Genomic DNA, 21,054 nt, shown 5'->3' with positions numbered 1-21,054 from the left:
CATGTCCAACCGCGAACTGCTGAACCCAACCAACTGCGCCCTGATCCTGATCGACCACCAGCCCCAGATGTCCTTCGGCGTGCAGTCGATCGACCGCCAGACCCTGAAGAACAACACCGTGGGCCTGGCCAAGGCAGCGAAGATCTTCAACGTGCCGACGATCTACACCTCGGTGGAAACCGAAAGCTTCAGTGGCTATATCTGGCCGGAACTGCTGGCCGTGAACCCGGGTGCCGAGCCGATCGAACGGACCTCGATGAACTCCTGGGAAGACAGGAAGCTGGTGGAAGCAGTGAAAGCCACCGGTCGCAAGAAGCTGATCATGGCCGCCCTGTGGACCGAGGTCTGCCTGACCTTCCCGGCCCTGGAAGCCATGGCCGAAGGCTACGAGGTGTACATCGTCACCGACGCTTCCGGCGGCACCACCCAGGAAGCCCACGACATGTCCGTGCAACGGATGATCCAGGCCGGTGCGATTCCGGTGACTTGGCAGCAGGTTCTGCTCGAGTTCCAGCGTGACTGGGCGCACAAGGACACCTACGGCCCGGTGATGGACCTGGTGCGCGAGCACAGCGGCGCCTACGGCATGGGCGTGGACTACGCCTACACCATGGTGCACAAGGCGCCACAGCGTCAGGTCAAGTAACAGGGAGGGGCGGGTGTAGCGCTTACGCCTGCCCCATCGGTCACCTACAGGAAGATGGAATCAGCCATGAATATCGAATTGTCCGACGGCGTGGTCACGCTGCTGGTACGCCACCGGGTCAAACAGGGTGGGGACCAGGCCTATGAAGCCTGGTTGCGCCAGATCGTCGCCAAGGCGCGTACCTATCCCGGGCACCTGGGGATCGACGTGGTGCGTGGGCACAGTGGTGGCCTGGCGCTGTTCACCAGCGTGCTGCGCTTTGCCAGTACCGAACAATTGCAGGTTTGGCTGGATTCCGATGATCGTCGCGAGCTGGTCGATCAGGCCCGTCCGTTGCTGGCCGATGGCGACCAGACCGAAATCAACGCCGACCGCGAGTTCTGGTTCACCCCCGTGCAGGTGGATGCGCCGACGCCGCCACCGCGCTGGAAGCAGGCCTGTGTGACGTTCCTGGTGATCCTGCCGCTGACCTTCCTGGTACCGCTGTTGTGGAAACCGCTATTCGCCCTGTGGCCCTGGTTGGGCGGCTATGTGCCGGCCAACGTGGTGATTACCCTGACCATCGTATTGCTGGTGGTCTATGTGTTCATGCCGCGGGTGACGCGCCTGTTCAGCCGCTGGCTGCAGCCACGGCAGGATATGGCCCCGGTGCCTGCTCATGGCGAGACAAGGCGATAGGTTGCGCCAATAAAAAACCCGACACTCATGTCGGGTTTTTCGTCTCGGGAAAGGTCTTACTTGCGACCGCCCAGTGCGCCGCCGGCCGCGCCACCCAGGCCCGCGCCAATGGCTGCGCCGGTGCTGCCGCCGAGCTGGTTGCCCAGGTACGAGCCGCCGGCTGCGCCCAGGCCGCCACCGATGGCGGCCTTGGTCTTCTTGCCTTTCTTGGCGGCAATGGCGCCACCGGCCGCGCCAGCCAGGCCCGCACCAATGGCTGCGCCGGTGCTGCCACCCATCTGCTGGCCAACCACGTTGCCCAGGACGCCACCCAAGCCACCTCCGACTGCTGCCTGGGTACCGCCGGCCGCCATGGCGCCTTGGGTAAACAGGGCGCTGAGCGCCAGAACGGTAAGTGCTTTACGCATGTTGCGAACCTCGAAATGAATGGAGCGCCAATTGTCGCCGGGCGCGGGCAGGGACGCAAACGCTCTTGAGGGGTTGGGCCGGTTTATATTTTTTTGCGTCCGGGGAACTTTCCTGTTTTGCGAAGTGGGTAGAGAAGCGCTGAAATATCCGGTCAGGGGCTGGATTGGATGAGCCGTTCATCGGATTTTATATTGTCCGAATAATGACCTTCATCTATCTACCGGATAATTCACGGATATGGAGTGTGGTCTTTCCGGGGTTTTCAGTAACTGTCGTGAACCGCTTTGGTGCAAATGCATTAATTACCCCGTCGCTCGACCCAAAACAGGGCTTTGCCGAGCTTTGGTTACGTTGATATCCGGGAAAAATCTGTGGTTATTTAAGGGGTTAGGAATAAAGTCAGATTAAAAATATCTTGTTACGAATTTCCAGGATCAGTTATTATCGCCCTGCGTTCACCTACCACGGTTTATGCATTCTTTAAGGCCCAAGCGTCCATCAGCCGCTTGGGCTTTTTTTTGTCTGGAGTATTTGCAGAGCGTCTGCGATATAAACCTTATTGCAAGTAAGGTTTATATCCCGGATGCAGCCGGTGTCCATTCACTGAAACCGGTCAGGTGCCACTGATCACTTCGCGCACGCGGTTGGCCAGGTCGTCCAGGGCGAAGGGCTTGGTCATCACATGCATGCCGGGTGCCAGGTTGCCGTCGCCAATGACCGAGTGTTCGGCATAACCGGTGACGAACAGCACCTTGAGTCCCGGCCTGGTCTGTCGGGCCAGCTCCGCCAGTTGCCGGCCATTCATGCCGCCGGGCAGGCCGACGTCGCTGACCAGCAGATCGATGCGGATCGGCGACTGCAGAATCTTCAGGCCGGTCGCGCCGTCGCTGGCCTCCAGTACCTTGTAGCCGCGCTCCTCCAGCAGATCGACTTCCAGCATGCGCACCTGGGGTTCGTCATCGACCACCAGCACCGTTTCGCCTGCCAGGGCCTGGGGGGCTGGCGGCGAAGCGAGGGCGGCCTCGCGTTCCTCGGTCTCGGCAAAGTGGCGAGGCAGGTAGAGGCGTACCTGGGTGCCGCTGCCCAACTGCGAACTGATGCGCACCTGGCCACCTGACTGCAGGGCGAAACCGTAGACCATCGACAAGCCGAGGCCGGTTCCGGAGCCCAGTGGCTTGGTGGTGAAGAACGGTTCGAAGACCTTGCTCAGGATATCGGCCGACATCCCGCAGCCGTTGTCCGCGACGCCCAGGTACACATAGCCGCCGGGAGGCAGTTCCAGCGCCAGGGCCGATGCCGAGTTGAGGGTGATGTTCGCGGTCTCGATGCTCAGGTGACCGCCTTCGGGCATCGCATCGCGGGCGTTGATGCACAGGTTGAGCAGCGAGTTTTCCAGCTGGTTCTGATCCACCAGGGTGGTCCACAGGCGCTCGGACAGCTTCGATTCCAGCTGTATCGAGGGGCCGACCGTACGTCGTATCAGGTCTTCCATCTCCCTGATCAGCAGGTTGACGTTGGTCGCCCGCGAGTCGAGGGTCTGCCGACGGGAGAAGGCCAGCAGCCGGTGGGTCAGGGCGGTGGCCCGGCGCGCGGCGATCAGCGCGGCATTGATGTAGCGGTCCAGTTGCTCCACGCGACCCTGGTCGATGCGGCTCTGCAGCATCTCCAGGCTGCCGCTGATGCCGGTCAGCAGGTTGTTGAAATCGTGGGCCAGGCCTCCGGTCAGTTGTCCGACGGCCTCCATCTTCTGGCTCTGGCGCAGTTGGGCCTCGGCCCTGGCCAGGGCCTGGGCCTGTTCCTTGTCGAGGGTGCAGTCACGGCCGACGGCGTTGATGACTTCATCGGAGGGGCTGGAAGACCAGTTGATCCAGCGGTAGCCGCCGTGCTTGCAGCGGTAGCGGTTTTCAAAGCGGCGGATGCTCTGCCCGGTGGCGGAATAGCGGGCACGTTCAAGAGTCTGCTCGAGATCATCCGGGTGGATCAGGTCGTAGAGGCTGGTACCGAGCAGGTCGGCTTCGCTCCAGCCCAGGGTGTCTTCCCAGGCCGGGTTGACGGCGATGATCCGGCCATCGAAGGTGCAGCGCAGCATGATGTCCGAGGACAGGGTCCAGAGCTGGTTGCGATCATCGGTACGGGAGGCGACTTCCTGCTCCAGCGAGACGTTGAGCTGCTTGAGGGCGATTTCCGCCTGGCGTCGCTCGGTGATGTCATTGAAAAACACCGCGACCTTGTAGGCGCCCGGGCTGCCGACACGCACCGCATGCACCGCATACCAGCGCCCAAGTCCCTGCGCCTGGTTTTCAAAGCGTCGCTCCACCCCACTCAGGGCCACCTCGCCGTAGATATCGAACCAGTGCTGTTCGTGGGTCGGAATCATCTCCCGCATCCATCGACCCTTGGCTCCAACCAGACCGGTTTCGCGTTCGAACGCCGGGTTCACGTCGAGAAAGCGGTAGTCCACGGGCTTTGCGCCCGCATCGAATTTCATCTCGATAATGCAGAAGCCGGTATCGACCGCCTCGAACATCGTTCGGTAGTAGGTGTCCTGCTCGACTGCTTGCTCGAGCGTCCCGGTTCCGGATACTTCCATGATTGCCCCATGCAAAAAATAGCTGCCTGAATGGTATCAGGACGCTGCCTGCTGGTAATTATGGTTGTGCGGATGTCGAGAAGTTCTGTTTGCCGGCAGGCTTCTTGGCGGGGCAGGCCTTATCGCTGCAAACTTCAGGTTGCCTGGGAAGCTGCCGATAACGAACAACGCTCTCCTTATCGGCCTCCTGCTCGTCATGTGCCCGATGGTTCGAAGCCCCACTCTCCAACAGGAAGTTGACATGTTTCCACGAAAGTCCCCCGTGAAAATCCTCGCCTCGCTGTGTGGCGCCACGGTGCTGCTGTGTGGCGCACCCGCCCTGGCCGCCACGTCGCTCAATGATTATGTCGCCTGCGACAAGCACTCCCTGGCCGTCATCGAGCAGCCGCTGTTCAATGGACTGATCCCGACCAGAACCGAAAACGGTTTCACCCGGCCCGTGGGTGGCACCCGCAGTGAACTGGGACGGCGCTGGATGTTCGACAAGCCGGTCATCCTCGACGGTGTCAGTCTGACCGGTTTCTACGCCGAAGACATGGACATGATGGGTTCGCGCCTGATCAGTTGGGGGTTCTACACCGAGCAGACGCCCAGGGAACTGTTCGAGTTGCTCGAGCAACACAAGCGCACCGGCGCGGCGGATGCCGGGGGCATGTACGCTCGTGCTGAAATCTGGTCCCACAGCCAGCGGGCCTGGCAACCGGAAGACCCGCAGAGCAATTCGGGCAAGCTGGTGATCGATACGGCCGAGCGGGTGTTCCTGATCGAGCCGGCTGCCGAGGACCTGGCCAAGAGCAGCCCGAACAGCCGGGGCATGCTGACCTGTTCGATCCAGGGCAACGTCATCGAGCCGATGCTGGTGGACAGCCGTCCCGATCTGATCCGCAAGGCCCGCCAGGGTCTGTATGAAAAGCCTTGAGACGAAGGTCAGGCAAGGCGAAAACAGCCGAGGAAGTGGAGCTTACGGTTTGTAAATGAGCATTGCGAGGCTGTTCTCAACGCCGCATCACCGAGTATCACGGTTTTACATACAGAGCCTGGAGCCCGGCGGCCGGCCAGGTGCAAGAGCAGGCTGAAAGTGATTCAGGCATCGGCCAAGGAAGGTCGTACAATGGCGCCTGTTTCTTTCTGGTCGTTTGAAGTGAGGCAAGCCATCCATGGCTGAAATTCGTGACCTGTCGATCGTGCTGGACCGCATCGACCAGGCAATTATCGAGGTGTTGCGCCATGACGGACGCATCACCTACCAGAAACTCTCCGAGCGCGTGCACCTGACGCCCAGGCCGTGCCTGGAGCGGGTGCGCAAGCTGGAGCAGTTGGGGGTGATCCGCGGCTACGGAGCCATTCTCGACGAGAACAAGCTGTCGCCCGGCCTGTCGCTGCTGGTGCTGGTGGCGCTGTCGGGTCAGAGCGGGCGGGCAGCGCAGAAGGCTTTCGAGGCCAAGGTCCGTGCCTGCCCCCAGGTGCTCGAATGCCACCTGCTCAGCGGCGCCTTCGACTACAGCCTGCGCATGCGTTGCCGGGACATGGAGCATTACCGGGTACTGACCGAAACCTGGCTCAACGATGAAGAGCTGCATATCGACAAGCTGGTCAGCCACCCCGAACTGGCGATGGTCAAGACCGCCATGGAGTGAGCCGGTCGCCGCCGCCGCCGCTGGCCTGGCTGATACCCTTGTCCGAATGAGTCTGATTGGCTTGAAAAGTCACCAATATGGCTCGCAAGGCCACAAAACCTGTCATTTCTGACAGTTGTCCGGGAAACCCCCGATGGATTGAATAGCGGGCAGATCGCAACGGCTGCACCGCCGCAGGCGACGTCTCTTTCATGGAGGAATCCCCTGATGATGCTGCAAGCGTTGCGCGGCTGCCGGGTCAACCCGGCGGGTGAGCTGGATCCGGGGTTCGGTTGCCTGGGCAAGGCGCAGGTGGAGTTTGCCGGCAGCCTGTCGAGCCAGGCCAATGACGTGCTGTTCTGTCCCGATGGCAAGATTCTCGTGGTCGCCAGGGTGGAGATGCCCACCGGCTTGCATTTCGGCCTGGCCCGCCTGCATGCCGACGGTTCGCCGGACACCTCGTTCGGCCAGGGTGGCAGCCTGGTTGGCCGGTTTCAGGCCGCGGGCGAGTCGACGGGTATCAGCCTGCGTCGGCTGCACGACGGGCGGATCCTGGTTTTTGGCCTGCATTATCCGGATGACCGGCGCACCTTGCCGGTGGTGGCGCGTTTTCTCGCGGACGGCCGTGCCGATCCGCTCTTCGCTGACCAGGGCGTGCACCTGCTGCGCCTGCCCGGCGATCTGTCCGAGGGGCCCCGTGACAGCTGGCTGCCACCGGGACTGGCAGGCTTCGAGAGCTGTTTCGGCGCCGTGCAGCCGGACGGCAGGATCCTGCTGACCCTCAACCACAGTTATTCCGCCACCGATCATGTCGGCCTGCTGGTTCGCCTGCTGCCCGATGGCGGCCTCGACCACAGCTTCAATGGCCTGGGCTTCGTGATGGTCCGGCGGCGGCTGATGAACAGCTGGCTCAGCTGTGTCCTGCTGCAGCCCGATGGCAAGATTCTGGTGGGTGGCTCAATCGATTTTCCACCCAGTGGCCTGGTGGCCCGCTACTTGCCGGAGGGTCGGCTGGACCCGGCCTTTGGCCATGAAGGCTACCTCTGCGTGCACTTTGCCGACGCCAGCTCGACGGTCACCCGGCTGGCCCGTAGTGCCCAGGGGCAACTGTTTTGCGTGGGTACCCGCTTCGAGCCTTTGGGCGGTGCGTTGCAGGGGTTCACCGCCAACGGCTGCATCGACCGGCGCTTCAACCAGGGGGCCGCGGTGTTGCTGAATATCGACGCGCCCGCCTGCCGCTGGGCGACGGTCGCGGTTCAGCCGGACGGATCGATTCTCGCCGCCGGCTCGACGGTGGCCGGGTTCGGCTCGGACCTGGTGCTGGCGCGTTACCTGCCGAACGGCCAGCTCGACCTCGACTTCGCTTCCGGCAAGGGCTACGTGCGTACCCGCCTGGGCAAGAGCCTGGACACCGTCACCGCGCTGGCGGTGCAGGGCGACGGACGTATTCTGGTGGCCGGGCATTCCATGCTCGGCGGTTTCCAGGCGGTGGTGATGCGCTATCTGGGCTGATGTCCTGTGATATGTGCGGCTCACTCGCGCAGTTCCGGACGATCGCGGAACTGCTCCAGCGCCTCCGGGTTGGCCAGGGCATCGGTGTTCTTCACCGGCAGCCCGTGCACCACGTTGCGCACCGCCAGTTCGACGATCTTGCCGCTCAGGGTCCGGGGAATGTCCGTGACCGCGACGATCTTCGCCGGGACATGGCGTGGCGTGGTGTTGTCGCGGATCACCTGGCGGATTTGCTGCTGCAGGGCATCCTCGAGCGCCACGCCCTCCTGCAGGCGCACGAACAGCACCACCCGCACGTCGTTCTGCCATTGCTGGCCAATGGCGAGGCTTTCCACCACCGCCTCGACCTTTTCCACCTGCCGATAGATCTCCGCCGTACCGATGCGCACGCCGCCGGGGTTGAGCACGGCATCGGAGCGGCCGTGGATCATCAGGCCGCCGCCCTCCAGCTCCTCGGCGTAGTCGCCCTGGGCCCAGACCCCGGGGAACAGGCTGAAATAGGAGGCCATGAGTTTCTCCTGCTGCGGATCGTTCCATAGCCCGACCGGCATCGCCGGAAAGTGCCGGGTGCACACCAGTTCGCCCTTTTCGCCGTGCAGCGGCTGGGCCTGGTCGTTCCAGACCTCGACGGCCATGCCCAGGCTCTTGCACTGCATCTGGCCGCGAGTGACCGGCAGCACCGGGTTGCCGCTGACGAAGCAGGAGACGATATCGGTGCCGCCGGACATCGACGACAGGCACAGCTCGGCCTTGATTTCCCGGTAGACGTAGTCGTAGCTGTGGGGCGACAGCGGCGAGCCGGTGCAGAGAATGGTCTTGAGGCGGGTCAGCCGGTGCGTCTGCCGTGGGCTGAGCCCGGCCTGTTCAAGGGCGGCCAGGTATTTCGGGCTGGTGCCGAAGACACTGATGCCCTCGTCGTCGATCAGGTCGAGCAGGCGCTGCGGGCCGGGATGGAAGGGCGAGCCGTCATACAGTACCACCGTGGCACCGACCGCCAGCGCCGACACCAGCCAGTTCCACATCATCCAGCCACAGGTGGTGTAGTAGAACAGGCAGTCGCCAGGCCCGAGGTCGACATGCAGGCCGTGTTCCTTGAGATGTTGCAGCAACACGCCGCCGGTGCTGTGGACGATGCACTTGGGCACGCCGGTGGTGCCGCTGGAATAGAGGATGTACAGCGGCTGGGCGAAGGGCACCGGGACGAAATACGGCTCGCCGCCGGGTTGGTAGAAGTCCTGCCACAGGTTCACCCTGGCGTGGGTCCGGAAGTCCTCGGCGCGTGCCTGGGAATGCGCGTAGGGCACCACCAGCAGTTGCTGCAGCGAGGGCAGGTGCTCGAGGATTTCGTTGAGCTTGGCGCTCTGCTCCAGCTCCTTGCCGGCATAGCGGTAGCCGGCGCAGGCGATCAGCACCTTGGGCTCGATCTGGCCGAACCGGTCGATCACGCCGTGGGTGCCGAAGTCCGGCGAGCAGCAGGACCAGATCGCGCCCAGGCTGGTGGTGGCAAGCATGCCCACCAGGGTTTGCCAGGTGTTCGGCATGCACGCCGCGACCCGGTCGCCGACGCCGACACCGGCCTCGCGCAGACGTTGTTGCAGGCCAGCGACATGGGCGGCCAGTTCGGCGTGGGTGAGGGTTTCCCGGCGCCCGTCCTCGCTGACCGCGACCACCGCCAGATGGTCGTCGCGGCGGCGCAGCAGGTGTTCGGCGAAGTTCAGCGTCGCCTCGGGGAACCAGCGGGCGCTGGGCATGTGCTGCTCTTCGCTCAGCACGCGGCTGGGCGGGGTGTGGAATTGGACATCGAAGAAGTCGACGATGGCCTGCCAGAAGTCCTCGCGGCGCTCGATGCTGAAGCGGTGCAGGGCCGGGTAGTCGGTGATCTGCAGGTCGTGACGGTGATTGACGAAGCGCCGGAAGGCTTCGATACGGGTCTTTTCGATGCGTTCTGCGCTGGGGCGCCACAAGACTTCTGACATGGGGTTCCCTTTTTATTTTGTGCTGTTAATGCGGGCCTCTTCGCGGGCAAGCCCTGCTCCTACAGGTTGGTGTCGTGTGCAAGTCCTGGGCTCGCCTCACTTCTGTAGGAGCAGGGCTTGCCCGCGAAGGCGCCCTCAAGGCCGCCAACCATCCAGGCTACTGCGCCAACCACCCGCCATCGATATTCCACGCCGCGCCCCGCACCTGGCTACCGGCCTCGCTGCAGAGGAACAATACCAGCTCGCCCAACTGCGGTGGGGTGACGAATTCCAGCGACGGCTGTTTCTCCGCCAGCAGGTCATGCTGCGCCTGCTGCGGGTCGACGCCGGCAGCGGCCCGGTCATCGATCTGTTTCTGCACCAGCGGCGTCAGCACCCAGCCGGGGCAGATGGCATTGCAGGTGACATTGCCGGTGGCGGTCTCCAGGCCGACCACCTTGGTCAGGCCGATCACCCCATGCTTGGCCGCGACATAGGCGGCCTTGCCCACGGAGCCGACCAGCCCATGCACCGAAGCGATGTTGACGATTCGCCCCCAGCCCTTGGCGCGCATGCCCGGCAGGGCCAGGCGGGTGGCATGGAACACCGAGGACAGGTTGATCGCGATGATCGAGTCCCAGCGCTCCACCGGGAACGCCTCCACCGGTGCGACGTGCTGGATGCCGGCGTTGTTGACCAGGATATCGACACCGCCGAACTCCCGTTCGGCATAGGCGAACATGTCGGCGATCTGCGCCGGGTCGCTGACATCGGCCGGGTGGTGGCCAACCTTGCCGCCGAACCGGCGGACCTCGGCGAGCACCGCGCTGGCGTCGCCGAAGCCGTTGAGGATCAGGTCGGCGCCGGCCCTGGCCAGGCCCAGGGCGATGCCCAGGCCGATGCCGCTGGTGGAGCCGGTGACCAGGGCGGTTTTTCCTCTGAGACTCATAGTCGTTTCCTCAGACGATGCCGGTGGCGTAGAACGTGGCGATCACCACGAATACCGCCAGGGTCTTGATCAGCGTGATGCAGAAAATGTCTTTATAGGCTTCGCGGTGGGTCAGCCCGGTCACGGCCAGCAGGGTGATCACCGCGCCGTTGTGCGGCAGGGTGTCCATGCCACCGCTGGCCATGGCGGCGACCCGGTGCAGCACTTCCAGCGGAATGTTCGCGGCGTGGGCGGCACTGACGAAGCTGTCGGCCATGGCCGCCAGGGCGATGCTCATGCCGCCGGAGGCGGAGCCGGTGATCCCGGCCAGCAGGGTCACGGTAATGGCTTCGTTGACCAGCGGATTGGGAATGCTCTTGAGCCCGTCGGCCAATACCAGAAAACCCGGCAACGAGGCGATCACCGCACCGAAACCGTATTCCGAGGCGGTATTCATCGCCGCCAGCAGGGCGCCGCTGACCGCGCTCTTGCTGCCTTCGGCCAGCTTGCTGCGAATCGCCCGGAAGCCGAACGCCAGCACCACCAGGATGCCCACCAGCAGCGCCGCCTGGACCGCCCAGATGGCGGTGAGCTTGGCGACTTCGGTCTGCACCGGCGCGGCCATGCCGGGCAGGCTGAGGGTGTGGGTCTTGCCGTACCAGACGGGAATCCAGCGAGTGAACAGCAGGTTCATGAGGCCCACCAGCAGCAGCGGCGAGAGGGCGATCCAGGGGTTGGGCAGGCGAATGTCCTCGGCGGTTTCCGGCTCGTTGCGCAACTGCGTGCCGTAGCCTTCACCGGCGACCTGGGCCTTGTTGCGCTGGCGTTGCAGGAACAGCATGCCGGCGCAGAACACGAACACCGTACCGATCACGCCCAGCCAGGGTGCGGCCCAGGCGGTGGTGTTGAAGAAGGTGCTGGGAATGATGTTCTGGATCTGCGGCGTGCCGGGCAGGGCGTCCATGGTGAAGGAAAATGCGCCGAGGGCGATGGTCGCCGGGATCAGGCGCTTGGGGATGTTGCTCTGGCGGAACATCTCGGCGGCGAACGGATAGACCGCGAACACCACCACGAACAGCGAGACACCGCCATAGGTCAGCAGGGCGCAGACCAGCACGATCACCAGCATGGCCTGGCGGGTGCCGAGCAGGCCGATGGCGGCGGCGACGATGGAGCGGGAGAACCCCGACAGCTCGATCAGCTTGCCGAACACCGCGCCGAGCAGGAATACCGGGAAGTAGAGCTTGATGAAACCGACCATCTTGTCCATGAACACCCCGGTGAAGGCGGGCGCGACAGCGGCAGGGTCGGTGAACAGCACAGCGCCGAGGGCGGCGATGGGGGCAAACAGGATGACGCTGTAGCCTCGGTAGGCGGCCAGCATCAGCAACGCCAGGGCTGCGAGGGCGATGATCACACTCATGGTGTGTCTCCAATTGTTATTTTTGTAGGTTAGGTCTGAATCTCCAGTGGAAATAGCGAGTTTCGTGCCATTTCATTAACTCATTGAAAAATAATGATATTTTTTATTTTTCGAGTGATTTTCCTTGGGGTTGTCTCTAAAGAGAGACGATTCTGCAGACGACGCTCCCCTTGTAGGAGCTGGGCTTGCCCGCGAAGAACGATAACGCGGTCTGTCTGGAGGCCGCGTTGCCTGTATTCGCGGGCAAACCCGGCTCCTACAGGGAAGTGTTGGCCGTTCGATGAGGCTTGTCTCTGGAATTAGATGGGTGTCTCTTTATTGAGACTCTCTGATGCCCAGCGCCACCATTTTCTTGTACAGCGTCGAGCGCCCCAGCCCCAGTTGCCGTGCGGCTTCCACGACCTTGCCGCCGCATTGCGCCAGGGTTGCCTCGATCAGTTGTCGTTCGAAGCGCTCACGGGCGGCGCTGAAAGTTTCGTTCCCAGGCGCTGCCATGACAGGAACCGGCGCCCGCTCCAGCGGGCTGAAGGTACCAATCGCCCCACGAATGTCGGCAGCCCCCAGCACCTGGGTATCCCCCAGCAGCGCGGCGCGCTCCAGCACGTTGCGCAATTCGCGGATATTGCCCGGCCAGGCATGCTGCCCCAGCAGCTCCAGGGCCTCGGCGGTCAACTCATGGTGGCTATCGAGTTCCTCGAGGATCACCTCGCTCAGCGCCGGTAGATCCTCCAGGCGCTCGCGCAGCGGCGGCACGTTGATCGGCAGGACATTGAGGCGGTAATACAGGTCGGCGCGGAATTCGCCACGCCGGATCGCCGCCTCCAGGTCGGTGGAGGTCGCGGCGATCACCCGCACGTCGCTGCGCAACACTTCGTTGGAACCGACCGGCTCGAATTCCTTCTCCTGCAATACCCGCAGCAGCTTGCTCTGCAGGGGCAGCGGCATGTCGCCGATCTCGTCGAGGAACAGCGTGCCGCCCTGGGCGATCTGCAGCTTGCCGGGGCGGCCCTTGCGGTCGGCGCCGGTGAAGGCGCCCGGGGCTGTCCCGAAGAACTCCGCCTCCAGCAGGGTTTCCGGAATTGCCGCGCTGTTGATGCTGACGAATGCCTTGTGCGCCCGTGGCGAGGCGCTGTGGATGGCGTGGGCCAGCAACTCCTTGCCGGTACCGGTTTCGCCCAGCAGCAGGACCGGTGAGTCGGTGCTGGCGCTGCGGCGGGCGCGGCGCTTGACCTCCAGGCTCGCCGCGCTGGTACCGATGAAGTGGGCGAAGTTGTACTTGGTCTGTCGGGCCCGCAGCAGCGAGCGGGTCGATGCCAGTTCTTCCTGCATGCTCTGGTAGCGTTTGAGCAGCGGCGACAGGCTGTTCAACTCGCCGAACAGGGCAAAGCCGATGGCGCCGATCACCGCGCCAGCGTCGTCGTGAACCGGCAGGCGCATCACCACCAGCGGTTCCTTGGGCATGTCCTGCAGGTCCAGCAGGATCGGCCGGCCGGTGCGCACCACTTCGCGCAGCAGGCTGCCGGGGATCACCCTTTCGCAGGGTTGGCCGATGGCCTGTTCGGCGCTGGAGAGGCCAAAGCGCTTGGCGTACCGTTCGTTCATCCAGACGATCCGCGCATCGCGGTCGACGATCACCGTGCCTTCGCTGGACTGCTCGATGTTCTCGAACAGCGAGCGAATCGCCAGCAAGCGGACCCGCTGGTAGTCCTTGAGGCTTTCACGGTCGTTCATCGGCGTCTGGCTCACGGGCAGTTCAGGGGGGCGGTGTGCGTCAAGGTCGCGGCCAGCAGCTCCCGGGTGTAGGGGTGCCGCGGGTGGTCGAACACCGCGCAGGTGCTGCCCTGTTCGACCACCTGGCCGTCCTTGACCACGATCAGGTCATGAGCCAGGGCGCGGACCACCGACAGGTCATGGCTGATGAACAGGTAGGTCAGGCCATGCTTGGCCTGCAGGTCGCGCAGCAGGGCGACCACCTGCTTCTGCACGGTGCGGTCGAGGGCCGAGGTCGGCTCGTCGAGCAGGATCAGCGCCGGCTTGAGCACCAGGGCGCGGGCAATGGCGATCCGCTGGCGCTGGCCGCCGGAGAACTCATGGGGATAGCGATGACGGCTCTGCGGGTCGAGGCCGACCTCCTCGAGGGCGCGGATCACCTGCGCCTCGTGTTCGGCGGCGGTACCGGGGCAGTGCACCTCGATCCCCTCGCTGATGATCTGCGCCACCGACAGGCGCGGGCTGAGGCTGCCGAACGGGTCCTGGAACACCACCTGCATCTGCTTGCGCCACGGTCGCAGCTGTTTCTGGTTCAGGCCGTCGAGGGCCTGGCCCCGGAAGCGGATGCTGCCCTGGGCGTCGAGCAGCCGCAGGATCGCCTGGCCGAGGGTCGACTTGCCCGAGCCGGACTCGCCGACGATGCCCAGAGTCTTGCCGCGCTGCACGCAGAGGCTGATGCCGTCCACCGCCTGCAGGTATTCCTTGCGCCGCAGCCATCCACCGCCGATCTGGAAGCGCACGCGCAGCTCATCGACCTGCAGCACGCTTTCGCTGTCGCCCAGGGCCAGCGCTTCGCCCGCTGGCTCGGCATCCAGCAGCAGGCGGCTGTAGGGGTGTTGCGGCTGGTTGAACAGGGTTTCGCAGTCGGCCTGCTCGACGCTTTCCCCGGCCTTCATCACGCAGACCCGCTGGGCGATGCTGCGTACCAGGTTGAGGTCGTGGCTGATCAGCAGCAGCGACATGCCCAGGCGTTGTTGCAGTGACTTGAGCAGCAGCAGGATCTTGCGCTGCACGGTGACGTCGAGGGCGGTGGTCGGCTCGTCGGCGATCAGCAGTTCCGGCTCGCAGGCCAGGGCCATGGCGATCATCACCCGCTGGCGCTGGCCGCCGGAGAGTTGATGGGGATAGGCCTTGAGCCGTTCCCGGGGTTTCTGGATACCCACCAGTTCCAACAGTTCGAGGATCCGCGCCTGGGCTGCCTTGCCGCCCAGGCCCTTGTGCAGCATCAGGGTTTCGCCGATCTGCTTTTGCACCGTGTGCAGTGGGTTCAGCGAGGTCATCGGCTCCTGGAAGATCATGGCGATGCGGTCGCCGCGAATCTGGCGCAGGGTAGCGTGGTCGGCGCCGAGCAGTTCCTGGCCGCGATAACGCACGCTGCCGCTGGCCTGGCAGCCGGTCTGTGGCAGCAACTGCAGGATCGAATGGGCGGTGACCGACTTGCCCGAACCGGACTCGCCGACCAGCGCCAGGCACTCGCCGGCGCGGATGTCCAGGCACAGGTCGCGGACCACGGGCTGGCCGCCGAAGGCGACAGTCAGGTGGCGGATTTCAATCAGGTTGTCGGTCATGGCGCGGGCCTGGTTCATGAGCGGGGGTCGAAGGCATCACGCAGCGCCTCGCCGATAAAGACCAGCAGCGAGAGAATCAGCGCCAGGGTGAAAAAGGCGGTGAATCCCAGCCACGGGGCTTGCAGGTTCTGTTTGCCCTGGCCGATCAGTTCGCCCAGCGAGGCGCTGCCGGCGGGCATGCCGAAGCCGAGGAAGTCCAGGGCGGTGAGGGTCGAGATGGCGCCGGTGAGAATGAACGGCAGGTAGCTCAGGGTCGCGTTCATGGCGTTGGGCAGGATGTGCCGCAGGATGATCTTGCGGTCGTTCAGGCCCAGGGCGCGGGCGGCCTTGACGTACTCCAGGTTGCGCCCACGGAGGAACTCGGCGCGCACCACGTCGACCAGCGCCAGCCAGGAGAACAGCGCCATGATCCCTAGCAGCCACCAGAAGTTCGGCTCGACGAAGCCCGAGAGGATGATCAGCAGGTACAGCACCGGCAGCCCGGACCAGACCTCCAGCAGGCGCTGGCCGAGCAGGTCGACCCAGCCGCCGTAGTAGCCCTGCAGGGCGCCGGCGGCGATGCCGATCAGTGCGCTGATGGCGGTCAGGGCCAGGGCGAACAGGATTGACACCCGCGCGCCGAAGATCACCCGCGCCAGCACGTCGCGGGCCTGGTCGTCGGTGCCCAGCCAGTTCACCGTGGTCGGTGGGCTGGGCGCCGGCTTGTTGAGGTCGTAGTTGGGCGTGTCGGCGCTGAAGGGGATCGGCGGGAACAGCATCCAGCCGCCATCGCGGGTGATCAGCTGGCGCACGTAGTCGCTGCGGTAGTCGGCCTGGAACGGCAGTTGGCCGCCGAACTCCTGTTCGGTGTAGCGCTTGAACACCGGGAAATACAGCGAGCCCTGGTAGCTGAGCACCAGCGGCTTGTCGTTGGCGATCAGTTCGCCGCCCAGGCTCAGTGCGAACAGCGCGGCGAACAGCCACAGCGACCACCAGCCGCGGCGGTTGGCCTTGAACCGGTCGAGCCGGCGCCGGCTCACGGGGGAAAGTCGCAGCATCAGGCGTTCCTCGCGGCGAAGTCGATACGCGGGTCGACCAGGGTATAGCAGAGGTCGCCGATCAGTTTTATCAGCAGGCCGAACAGGGTGAAGATGAACAGCGAGCCGAACACCACCGGGTAGTCGCGCGACACCGCCGCTTCGTAGCTCATGCGGCCGAGGCCGTCGAGGGAGAAGATCACCTCGATCAGCAGGGAACCGGCGAAGAACACGCTGATGAAGGCCTGGGGAATGCCCGAGACCACCAGCAGCATGGCGTTGCGAAACACATGGCCGTAGAGCACCCGGCGTTCGCTCAGGCCCTTGGCCCGGGCGGTGACCACGTACTGGCGGGTGATCTCGTTGAGAAACGAGTTCTTGGTCAGGATCGTCAGGGTGGCGAAACCGCCTATGACCAGCGAGGTCACCGGCAGCACCAGGTGCCAGAAGTAGTCGGCGATCTTGCCCAGCGTCGACAACTGGTCGAAGTTGTCCGAGACCAGGCCGCGCACCGGAAACCAGTTCAGCGAGGTGCCGCCGGCGAACAGCACGATCAGCAGCATGGCGAACAGGAACGCCGGCATGGCGTAGCCGAGGATGATCGCGGTGCTGCTCCAGATGTCGAAGCGGCTGCCATGCCGGACCGCCTTGCGGATGCCGAGGGGGATCGACACCAGGTAGGTGATCAGCGTGGCCCAGAGGCCGAGCGAGATGGTTACCGGCATCTTCTCCAGGATCAGGTCGGTGACCTGGGCGCCACGGAAGAAGCTCTTGCCGAAGTCGAGGCGGGCGTAGCTCTTGAGCATCAGCCAGAAGCGCTCCGGTGCCGGCTTGTCGAAACCGTACTGGCGCTCGATATCGGCGATCAGCTTGGGGTCGAGGCCGCGGCTGGCGCGGGACGAGCCGTGCAGCCCGTCACCACCGCCGGTGCCGACCGCACCCGCGCTGCCCAGGCCCTGCAGGCGGGCGATGGCCTGTTCCACCGGGCCACCGGGCGCGGCCTGGACGATCACGAAGTTGACCAGCAGGATGATCAGCAGCGTCGGGATGATCAGCAGCAGGCGCCGCAGGATGTAGGCCGGCATCAGCGGTGCCCTCCGTCATGGCCGCGCCTGATCAGTTCGGCGGTCATCTGTTCGTTGGTCAGCGGGGTCGGGCTGACTTCCCACCAGGTCTCGATGGCCGCGTCGTTGCTGGCCTGTATCGTCGGGATACCAAAGCGGTTCCACCACACCGTGGAGATGCCCGGCGGGTAGTAGTTGGGAATCCAGTAGTAGTTCCACTGCAGCACCCGGTCCAGGGCATGGGCGTAGCTGAGCATCCGCTTCTGGGTGTCGGCTTTCACCAGGCCGTTGATCAGGCTGTCCACGGCGGGGTTCTGCAGGGCCATGAAGTTGTTCGAGCCCGGGTCGGTGGCCGCCTTGGAGCCGAAGAAATTGTACAGCTCGATGCCCGGCGAGGTGGTCACCGGGTAGCCGCTGACGATCATGTCGTAGTCGCGGTCCTTGAGGCGGTTGACGTACTGCGAGGGGTCGATGCGGCGGATGTCCATGCGGATGCCGATCTGCGCCAGGTTGCGCTTGTAGGGCAGCAGCAGGCGTTCCATGCCGTTCTGGGCATTAAGGAAGGTGAAGCTCAGCGGCTCGCCCTGGGCGTTGACCAACTGATCCCCCTGGGCTTCCAGCCGGCCTGCTCCAGCAGGGCCAGGGCCTGCAACTGCTTGTCCCGCAGGTTGCCGCTGGCGTCGGTCCTGGGCGCCTCGAAGACCTGGGTGAAGACCTCGTCGGGAATCTGTCCGCGCAACGGTTCGAGGATCGCCAGTTCGGCCTGGTCCGGCAGCTCACGGGCCGCCAGTGGCGTGTTGGAGAAGAAGCTCTGCTGGCGCACATACATGTTGCGCATCATCTGCCGGTTGCTCCACTCGAAGTCCCAGAGCATGGCCAGGGCCTGACGTACCCGGCGATCCTGGAAGATCGGCTTCTGCAGATTGAACACGTAGCCCTGGGCCGTCTGTGGCGACTCCTGGGCCAGTTGCGCCTTCTGCAGCCGGCCGTCGCTCAGCGCCGGGCTGTCGTAGCCGATGGAGTAGGCGGTGGCGGAGAATTCGCGGTTGTAGTCGTAGGCACCGCCCCGCAGCACCTGGCGGGCCACGTCGGTGTCGCCGAAGTACTCGATGCTGAAGCGGTCGAAGTTGTACAGGCCGCGGCTGACCGGCAGGTCCTTGCCCCACCAGTCGGGGTTGCGGGTGAAGGTGATGCTGCGGCCGGAGTCGACCTTGCTCACCCGGTAGGGGCCGCTGCCCAGCGGGGCCTCGTAACCGCCGCCGTCGGCGAAGTCGCGGGTTTTCCACCAGTGTTCCGGCAGCACCGGCAGGGTGGCGATATCCAGCGGCAGCGAGCGGTTCTCGGTGTTCCTGAAATCGAAGCGGACCTGGGTCGGCGATTCGACCACCACGTCCTTGATGCCTTCGAACTGCATGCGGTAGCTCAGGCTGCCCTGGGTCATCAGCAGGTTGAAGGTGTAGCGCACGTCCTCGGCGGTGATCGGCGTGTTGTCGGCGAAGCGGGCCTTGGAGTTGAGGAAGAAGCGCAGCGACAGGCCGTCATCGGAGCGCTGCATCTTCTGTGCGACCAGGCCGTAGACGGTGTAGGGCTCGTCGAGGGAGCGCACCGCCAGCGGTGAATAGATATAGCCGTCGATCTGCGAGACGCCGATGCCCTTGTCGATATAGGGCAGCACATGGTCGAACTGGCCGATCTCGATGGCCGAGCGCTTGAGGCTGCCGCCCTTGGGGGCGTCGGGGTTGGCGTAGTCGAAGTGGCTGAAGCTGGCCGGGTACTTGGGCGGCTCGCCGTAGACCGTCAGGGCGTGTTGCGCGGGAGCGGCGTGGGCGACGCTGGCGAACAGGGCCAGGGTGCCGAATGTCAGGGAGAGAACCAGTCGCATCGTCAGCCTTGAGGACGGTGTGAAAGTGGGGTTGCAAGCGATCTCGCATTTCCCCCGGTGGCGGGTGGCCCCGCCACGGGAGAGGCGCTGCCATGGGAACCGCCCTGGCGGGCAGCCCCGGGCAGAGCGATCAGTCCTGGCGGCTGGTGACTTCCAGCAGGTGGTAGCCGAACTGGGTTTTCACCGGGCCTTGCACGGTGTTGATCGGCGCGCTGAACACCACGGTGTCGAATTCCTTGACCATCTGGCCCGGGCCGAAGGAACCCAGGTTGCCGCCGTCACGGCTGGAAGGGCAGGTGGAGTTGGCCTTGGCGATCTCGGCGAAGTCGGCGCCGCCTTCGATCTGGGCCTTGAGTTCGTTGCACTTGGCTTCAGTGGCAACCAGGATGTGGCGGGCAGTGGCTCGGGCCATGGTGAGGTACTCCTTTGGGTAAAATGTTGAGCCTACCGGATTCAGGCGGCTTTTTCCCGGCAAAGTTCCTCGACGGCGGCCCGGCTTGCCCGCGAACGGGGCCTGTCAGGCACTCACCGCCTTGCAGGACGCCTGCTCCCGCAACCGCTGCGCCGCGCTACGCAGCAACTGCTCGGTCGCTTCCCAGCCCAGGCAGCCATCGGTGATCGACACGCCGTACTTGAGGGACGGGCTCAACGGCTGGCAGCCCTCGAACAGATGGCTCTCCAGCATCATGCCGATCAGCGAACGGTCACCCTGCAGACGCTGTTCCAGCACCTCGGCGAACACCGCCGGCTGGCGCAGCGGGTCCTTGCCACTGTTGGCATGGCTGCAATCGACCATCATCCGGCTCGCAATGCCCTGCTTCTCCAGGCCCGTCCGGGCCAGGGCGATGCTGCGGGCATCGTAGTTCGGGCCACGATGGCCGCCGCGCAACACCAGGTGGGTGTCGGGGTTGCCCGCGGTCTGGATGATCGCCGGGTGCCCCTGGCTGTCGACCCCGAAATGCCGGTGCGGGTGCGCCGCCGAACGCATGGCATCGCTGGCGATGCCGACACCGCCGTCGGTGCCATTCTTGAACCCCACGGGCATCGGCAGGCCGCTGGCCATTTCCCGATGGATTTGCGACTCGGTGGTCCGTGCGCCGATCGCGACCCAGCTCAGCAGGTCGTCGAAGTAGCTGGCCGCCATGGGCTGCAGCAATTCGGTGGCGATCGGCAGGCCCATGCGCAGCATCTCGCGCATCAGTTCGCGGGACAGCGCCAGGCCGCCGGCCATGTCGTCGCTGCCATCCAGGTGCGGGTCGTAGGCCAGGCCTTTCCAGCCGACCGTGGTGCGCGGCTTTTCGACATAGGCGCGCATGACCAGCAGCATCTGGTCGCTGACGTCGTTCGCCAGGCTCGCCAGGTGGCCGGCGTATTCGAGGGCCGATTGCGGGTCGTGGATCGAGCAGGGGCCGACGATCATCAGCAGGCGCGGGTCCTCACCGTCGAGGATGGCACGTATGGCCTGGCGGTGGCGGGCGACCTGGTCGCTGAGCGTGGTGTTGAGAGGCAGGTGCTGCTTGAGTTGCAGGGCCGTCGGCAGGCGCTGGGTCAGCGGCTCGTTGGCGGACGACAGGGTGGACAGTGGCAAGGCGCAGAGAGACGAATTCATGTTCGGGGGTTCCTTGGGCAGGCGGCGGGTCTTCCCGCGCGCGGCCCTATTGCGGTGTTCGACAATCAGCCGGATGGGCTGCGAGTGTGTGCTTGCCACCTGTGAGTGACCGTTCGGAGGCGGCGTGCTGTCCCGAGCGGAGGTTGGTAAATCGCCAGGCGGTGGTGAGTTCGTAGCGGTAATAGGTGGCGTAGTTCATGTCGGTCTTCCTCGATTCGAAATGTCTGTTGAGACGGTTTGCGTAAAACTGAAGCCCTGGAAAAACAAAACCCCCGGTCGGGAGGCCGACCGGGGGTTGTTGATTCTCTGGTAGGCGACCCCTTGAGTAGTGGGCGCCGGTTGGGTATCAGGCGCGCCAGTGGCTAAACCAGTACCCAAAATAAAAGCCT

Annotated in this window: 17 protein-coding genes and 1 pseudogene; 5 read left to right on the top strand and 13 right to left on the bottom strand. The window is 64.5% G+C overall.

All coding sequences use genetic code 11. The annotated features are described in order from the left end of the window. The first annotated feature begins 1 nt into the window (after nt 1). A complete protein-coding gene (locus ACZ5KU_RS20505) occupies nt 2-646 on the top strand; it encodes a hydrolase (protein WP_054061520.1) in 645 nt (214 codons plus the stop codon). 66 nt (nt 647-712) lie between these two features. Further along, on the top strand, nt 713-1,324 hold the full coding sequence (locus tag ACZ5KU_RS20500) for an antibiotic biosynthesis monooxygenase (RefSeq protein ID WP_464736152.1): 612 nt from the start codon (nt 713-715) through the stop codon (nt 1,322-1,324). A gap of 56 nt (nt 1,325-1,380) precedes the next feature. Here the strand turns inward: ACZ5KU_RS20500 and ACZ5KU_RS20495 are convergent, their stop codons facing one another. Next, a complete protein-coding gene (locus ACZ5KU_RS20495) occupies nt 1,381-1,731 on the bottom strand; it encodes a hypothetical protein (protein ID WP_054064467.1) in 351 nt (116 codons plus the stop codon). Between the two features lie 614 nt (nt 1,732-2,345). Next, a complete protein-coding gene (locus ACZ5KU_RS20490) occupies nt 2,346-4,322 on the bottom strand; it encodes a hybrid sensor histidine kinase/response regulator (protein WP_464736151.1) in 1,977 nt (658 codons plus the stop codon). 241 nt (nt 4,323-4,563) lie between these two features. Between ACZ5KU_RS20490 and ACZ5KU_RS20485 the strand changes: the two genes are divergently transcribed. The 3 genes from ACZ5KU_RS20485 to ACZ5KU_RS20475 all read left to right on the top strand — a co-directional run bounded on the left by ACZ5KU_RS20485 (nt 4,564) and on the right by ACZ5KU_RS20475 (nt 7,450). Continuing rightward, nucleotides 4,564-5,241, top strand: coding sequence for a hypothetical protein (locus ACZ5KU_RS20485; RefSeq protein ID WP_464736150.1), 678 nt, complete (start codon nt 4,564-4,566; stop codon nt 5,239-5,241). A 238-nt stretch (nt 5,242-5,479) separates the two neighbouring features. Then, nucleotides 5,480-5,959, top strand: coding sequence for an Lrp/AsnC family transcriptional regulator (locus ACZ5KU_RS20480; RefSeq protein WP_054058935.1), 480 nt, complete (start codon nt 5,480-5,482; stop codon nt 5,957-5,959). A gap of 207 nt (nt 5,960-6,166) precedes the next feature. After that, the gene (locus tag ACZ5KU_RS20475) at nt 6,167-7,450 is read left to right on the top strand and encodes a hypothetical protein (RefSeq protein ID WP_416769684.1); all 1,284 of its coding nucleotides are present in this window, start codon (nt 6,167-6,169) and stop codon (nt 7,448-7,450) included. 20 nt (nt 7,451-7,470) lie between these two features. Here the strand turns inward: ACZ5KU_RS20475 and ACZ5KU_RS20470 are convergent, their stop codons facing one another. The 11 genes and pseudogenes from ACZ5KU_RS20470 to ACZ5KU_RS20420 all read right to left on the bottom strand — a co-directional run bounded on the left by ACZ5KU_RS20470 (nt 7,471) and on the right by ACZ5KU_RS20420 (nt 20,864). Next, the gene (locus tag ACZ5KU_RS20470) at nt 7,471-9,426 is read right to left on the bottom strand and encodes an acetoacetate--CoA ligase (protein WP_464736149.1); all 1,956 of its coding nucleotides are present in this window, start codon (nt 9,424-9,426) and stop codon (nt 7,471-7,473) included. A gap of 157 nt (nt 9,427-9,583) precedes the next feature. Next, on the bottom strand, nt 9,584-10,354 hold the full coding sequence (hbdH, locus tag ACZ5KU_RS20465) for a 3-hydroxybutyrate dehydrogenase (protein ID WP_464736148.1): 771 nt from the start codon (nt 10,352-10,354) through the stop codon (nt 9,584-9,586). A 10-nt stretch (nt 10,355-10,364) separates the two neighbouring features. Then, on the bottom strand, nt 10,365-11,756 hold the full coding sequence (locus ACZ5KU_RS20460; protein ID WP_054058939.1) for a GntP family permease: 1,392 nt from the start codon (nt 11,754-11,756) through the stop codon (nt 10,365-10,367). A 315-nt stretch (nt 11,757-12,071) separates the two neighbouring features. Next, entirely contained in the window at nt 12,072-13,487 is a 1,416-nt protein-coding gene (locus tag ACZ5KU_RS20455; protein WP_464736147.1) for a sigma-54 interaction domain-containing protein, read from the bottom strand. 11 nt (nt 13,488-13,498) lie between these two features. Next, nucleotides 13,499-15,094 carry an ABC transporter ATP-binding protein gene (locus ACZ5KU_RS20450; protein ID WP_464737429.1) on the bottom strand — a complete coding sequence of 532 codons (1,596 nt, stop codon included), beginning with the start codon at nt 15,092-15,094 and terminating at the stop codon, nt 13,499-13,501. A gap of 14 nt (nt 15,095-15,108) precedes the next feature. Further along, a complete protein-coding gene (locus tag ACZ5KU_RS20445; protein WP_273826301.1) occupies nt 15,109-16,131 on the bottom strand; it encodes an ABC transporter permease in 1,023 nt (340 codons plus the stop codon). Then, entirely contained in the window at nt 16,131-17,195 is a 1,065-nt protein-coding gene (locus tag ACZ5KU_RS20440; RefSeq protein WP_054060039.1) for a microcin C ABC transporter permease YejB, read from the bottom strand. Before ACZ5KU_RS20440 ends, ACZ5KU_RS20445 begins: the two co-directional genes overlap by 1 nt. After that, nucleotides 17,195-19,056 (bottom strand): annotated as a pseudogene (locus ACZ5KU_RS20435) (extracellular solute-binding protein). The gene ACZ5KU_RS20440 and the pseudogene ACZ5KU_RS20435 overlap by 1 nt, the downstream one beginning before the upstream one ends. Before the next feature lie 130 nt (nt 19,057-19,186). Continuing rightward, the gene (locus ACZ5KU_RS20430) at nt 19,187-19,513 is read right to left on the bottom strand and encodes a peptidylprolyl isomerase (protein ID WP_273826303.1); all 327 of its coding nucleotides are present in this window, start codon (nt 19,511-19,513) and stop codon (nt 19,187-19,189) included. 60 nt (nt 19,514-19,573) lie between these two features. Then, the gene (locus ACZ5KU_RS20425; protein WP_054060037.1) at nt 19,574-20,665 is read right to left on the bottom strand and encodes a 3-deoxy-7-phosphoheptulonate synthase; all 1,092 of its coding nucleotides are present in this window, start codon (nt 20,663-20,665) and stop codon (nt 19,574-19,576) included. 46 nt (nt 20,666-20,711) lie between these two features. Next, nucleotides 20,712-20,864: a hypothetical protein gene (locus tag ACZ5KU_RS20420; RefSeq protein ID WP_192842763.1), complete on the bottom strand. Its 153-nt coding sequence runs from the start codon at nt 20,862-20,864 to the stop codon at nt 20,712-20,714. Nucleotides 20,865-21,054 lie beyond the last annotated feature (190 nt).

It is taken from the genome of Pseudomonas sp. Tof1, assembly GCF_055390395.1.
The sequence above is the reverse complement of the archived record's forward strand: the minus strand, read 5'-3'. Positions and strand labels throughout refer to the sequence as shown.

Excerpts from the sequence above, each read along its gene's own strand:
- ACZ5KU_RS20495 (WP_054064467.1), bottom strand. The coding sequence starts at position 1,731 with ATGCGTAAAGCACTTACCGTTCTGGCGCTCAGCGCCCTGTTTACCCAA.
- ACZ5KU_RS20500 (WP_464736152.1), top strand. The coding sequence starts at position 713 with ATGAATATCGAATTGTCCGACGGCGTGGTCACGCTGCTGGTACGCCAC.
- ACZ5KU_RS20475 (WP_416769684.1), top strand. The coding sequence starts at position 6,167 with ATGATGCTGCAAGCGTTGCGCGGCTGCCGGGTCAACCCGGCGGGTGAG.
- ACZ5KU_RS20505 (WP_054061520.1), top strand. The coding sequence starts at position 2 with ATGTCCAACCGCGAACTGCTGAACCCAACCAACTGCGCCCTGATCCTG.
- ACZ5KU_RS20450 (WP_464737429.1), bottom strand. The coding sequence starts at position 15,094 with ATGACCGACAACCTGATTGAAATCCGCCACCTGACTGTCGCCTTCGGC.
- ACZ5KU_RS20445 (WP_273826301.1), bottom strand. The coding sequence starts at position 16,131 with ATGCTGCGACTTTCCCCCGTGAGCCGGCGCCGGCTCGACCGGTTCAAG.
- ACZ5KU_RS20470 (WP_464736149.1), bottom strand. The coding sequence starts at position 9,426 with ATGTCAGAAGTCTTGTGGCGCCCCAGCGCAGAACGCATCGAAAAGACC.
- ACZ5KU_RS20490 (WP_464736151.1), bottom strand. The coding sequence starts at position 4,322 with ATGGAAGTATCCGGAACCGGGACGCTCGAGCAAGCAGTCGAGCAGGAC.
- ACZ5KU_RS20440 (WP_054060039.1), bottom strand. The coding sequence starts at position 17,195 with ATGCCGGCCTACATCCTGCGGCGCCTGCTGCTGATCATCCCGACGCTG.
- ACZ5KU_RS20460 (WP_054058939.1), bottom strand. The coding sequence starts at position 11,756 with ATGAGTGTGATCATCGCCCTCGCAGCCCTGGCGTTGCTGATGCTGGCC.
- hbdH (WP_464736148.1), bottom strand. The coding sequence starts at position 10,354 with ATGAGTCTCAGAGGAAAAACCGCCCTGGTCACCGGCTCCACCAGCGGC.
- ACZ5KU_RS20485 (WP_464736150.1), top strand. The coding sequence starts at position 4,564 with ATGTTTCCACGAAAGTCCCCCGTGAAAATCCTCGCCTCGCTGTGTGGC.
- ACZ5KU_RS20480 (WP_054058935.1), top strand. The coding sequence starts at position 5,480 with ATGGCTGAAATTCGTGACCTGTCGATCGTGCTGGACCGCATCGACCAG.
- ACZ5KU_RS20420 (WP_192842763.1), bottom strand. The coding sequence starts at position 20,864 with ATGAACTACGCCACCTATTACCGCTACGAACTCACCACCGCCTGGCGA.
- ACZ5KU_RS20455 (WP_464736147.1), bottom strand. The coding sequence starts at position 13,487 with ATGAACGACCGTGAAAGCCTCAAGGACTACCAGCGGGTCCGCTTGCTG.
- ACZ5KU_RS20425 (WP_054060037.1), bottom strand. The coding sequence starts at position 20,665 with ATGAATTCGTCTCTCTGCGCCTTGCCACTGTCCACCCTGTCGTCCGCC.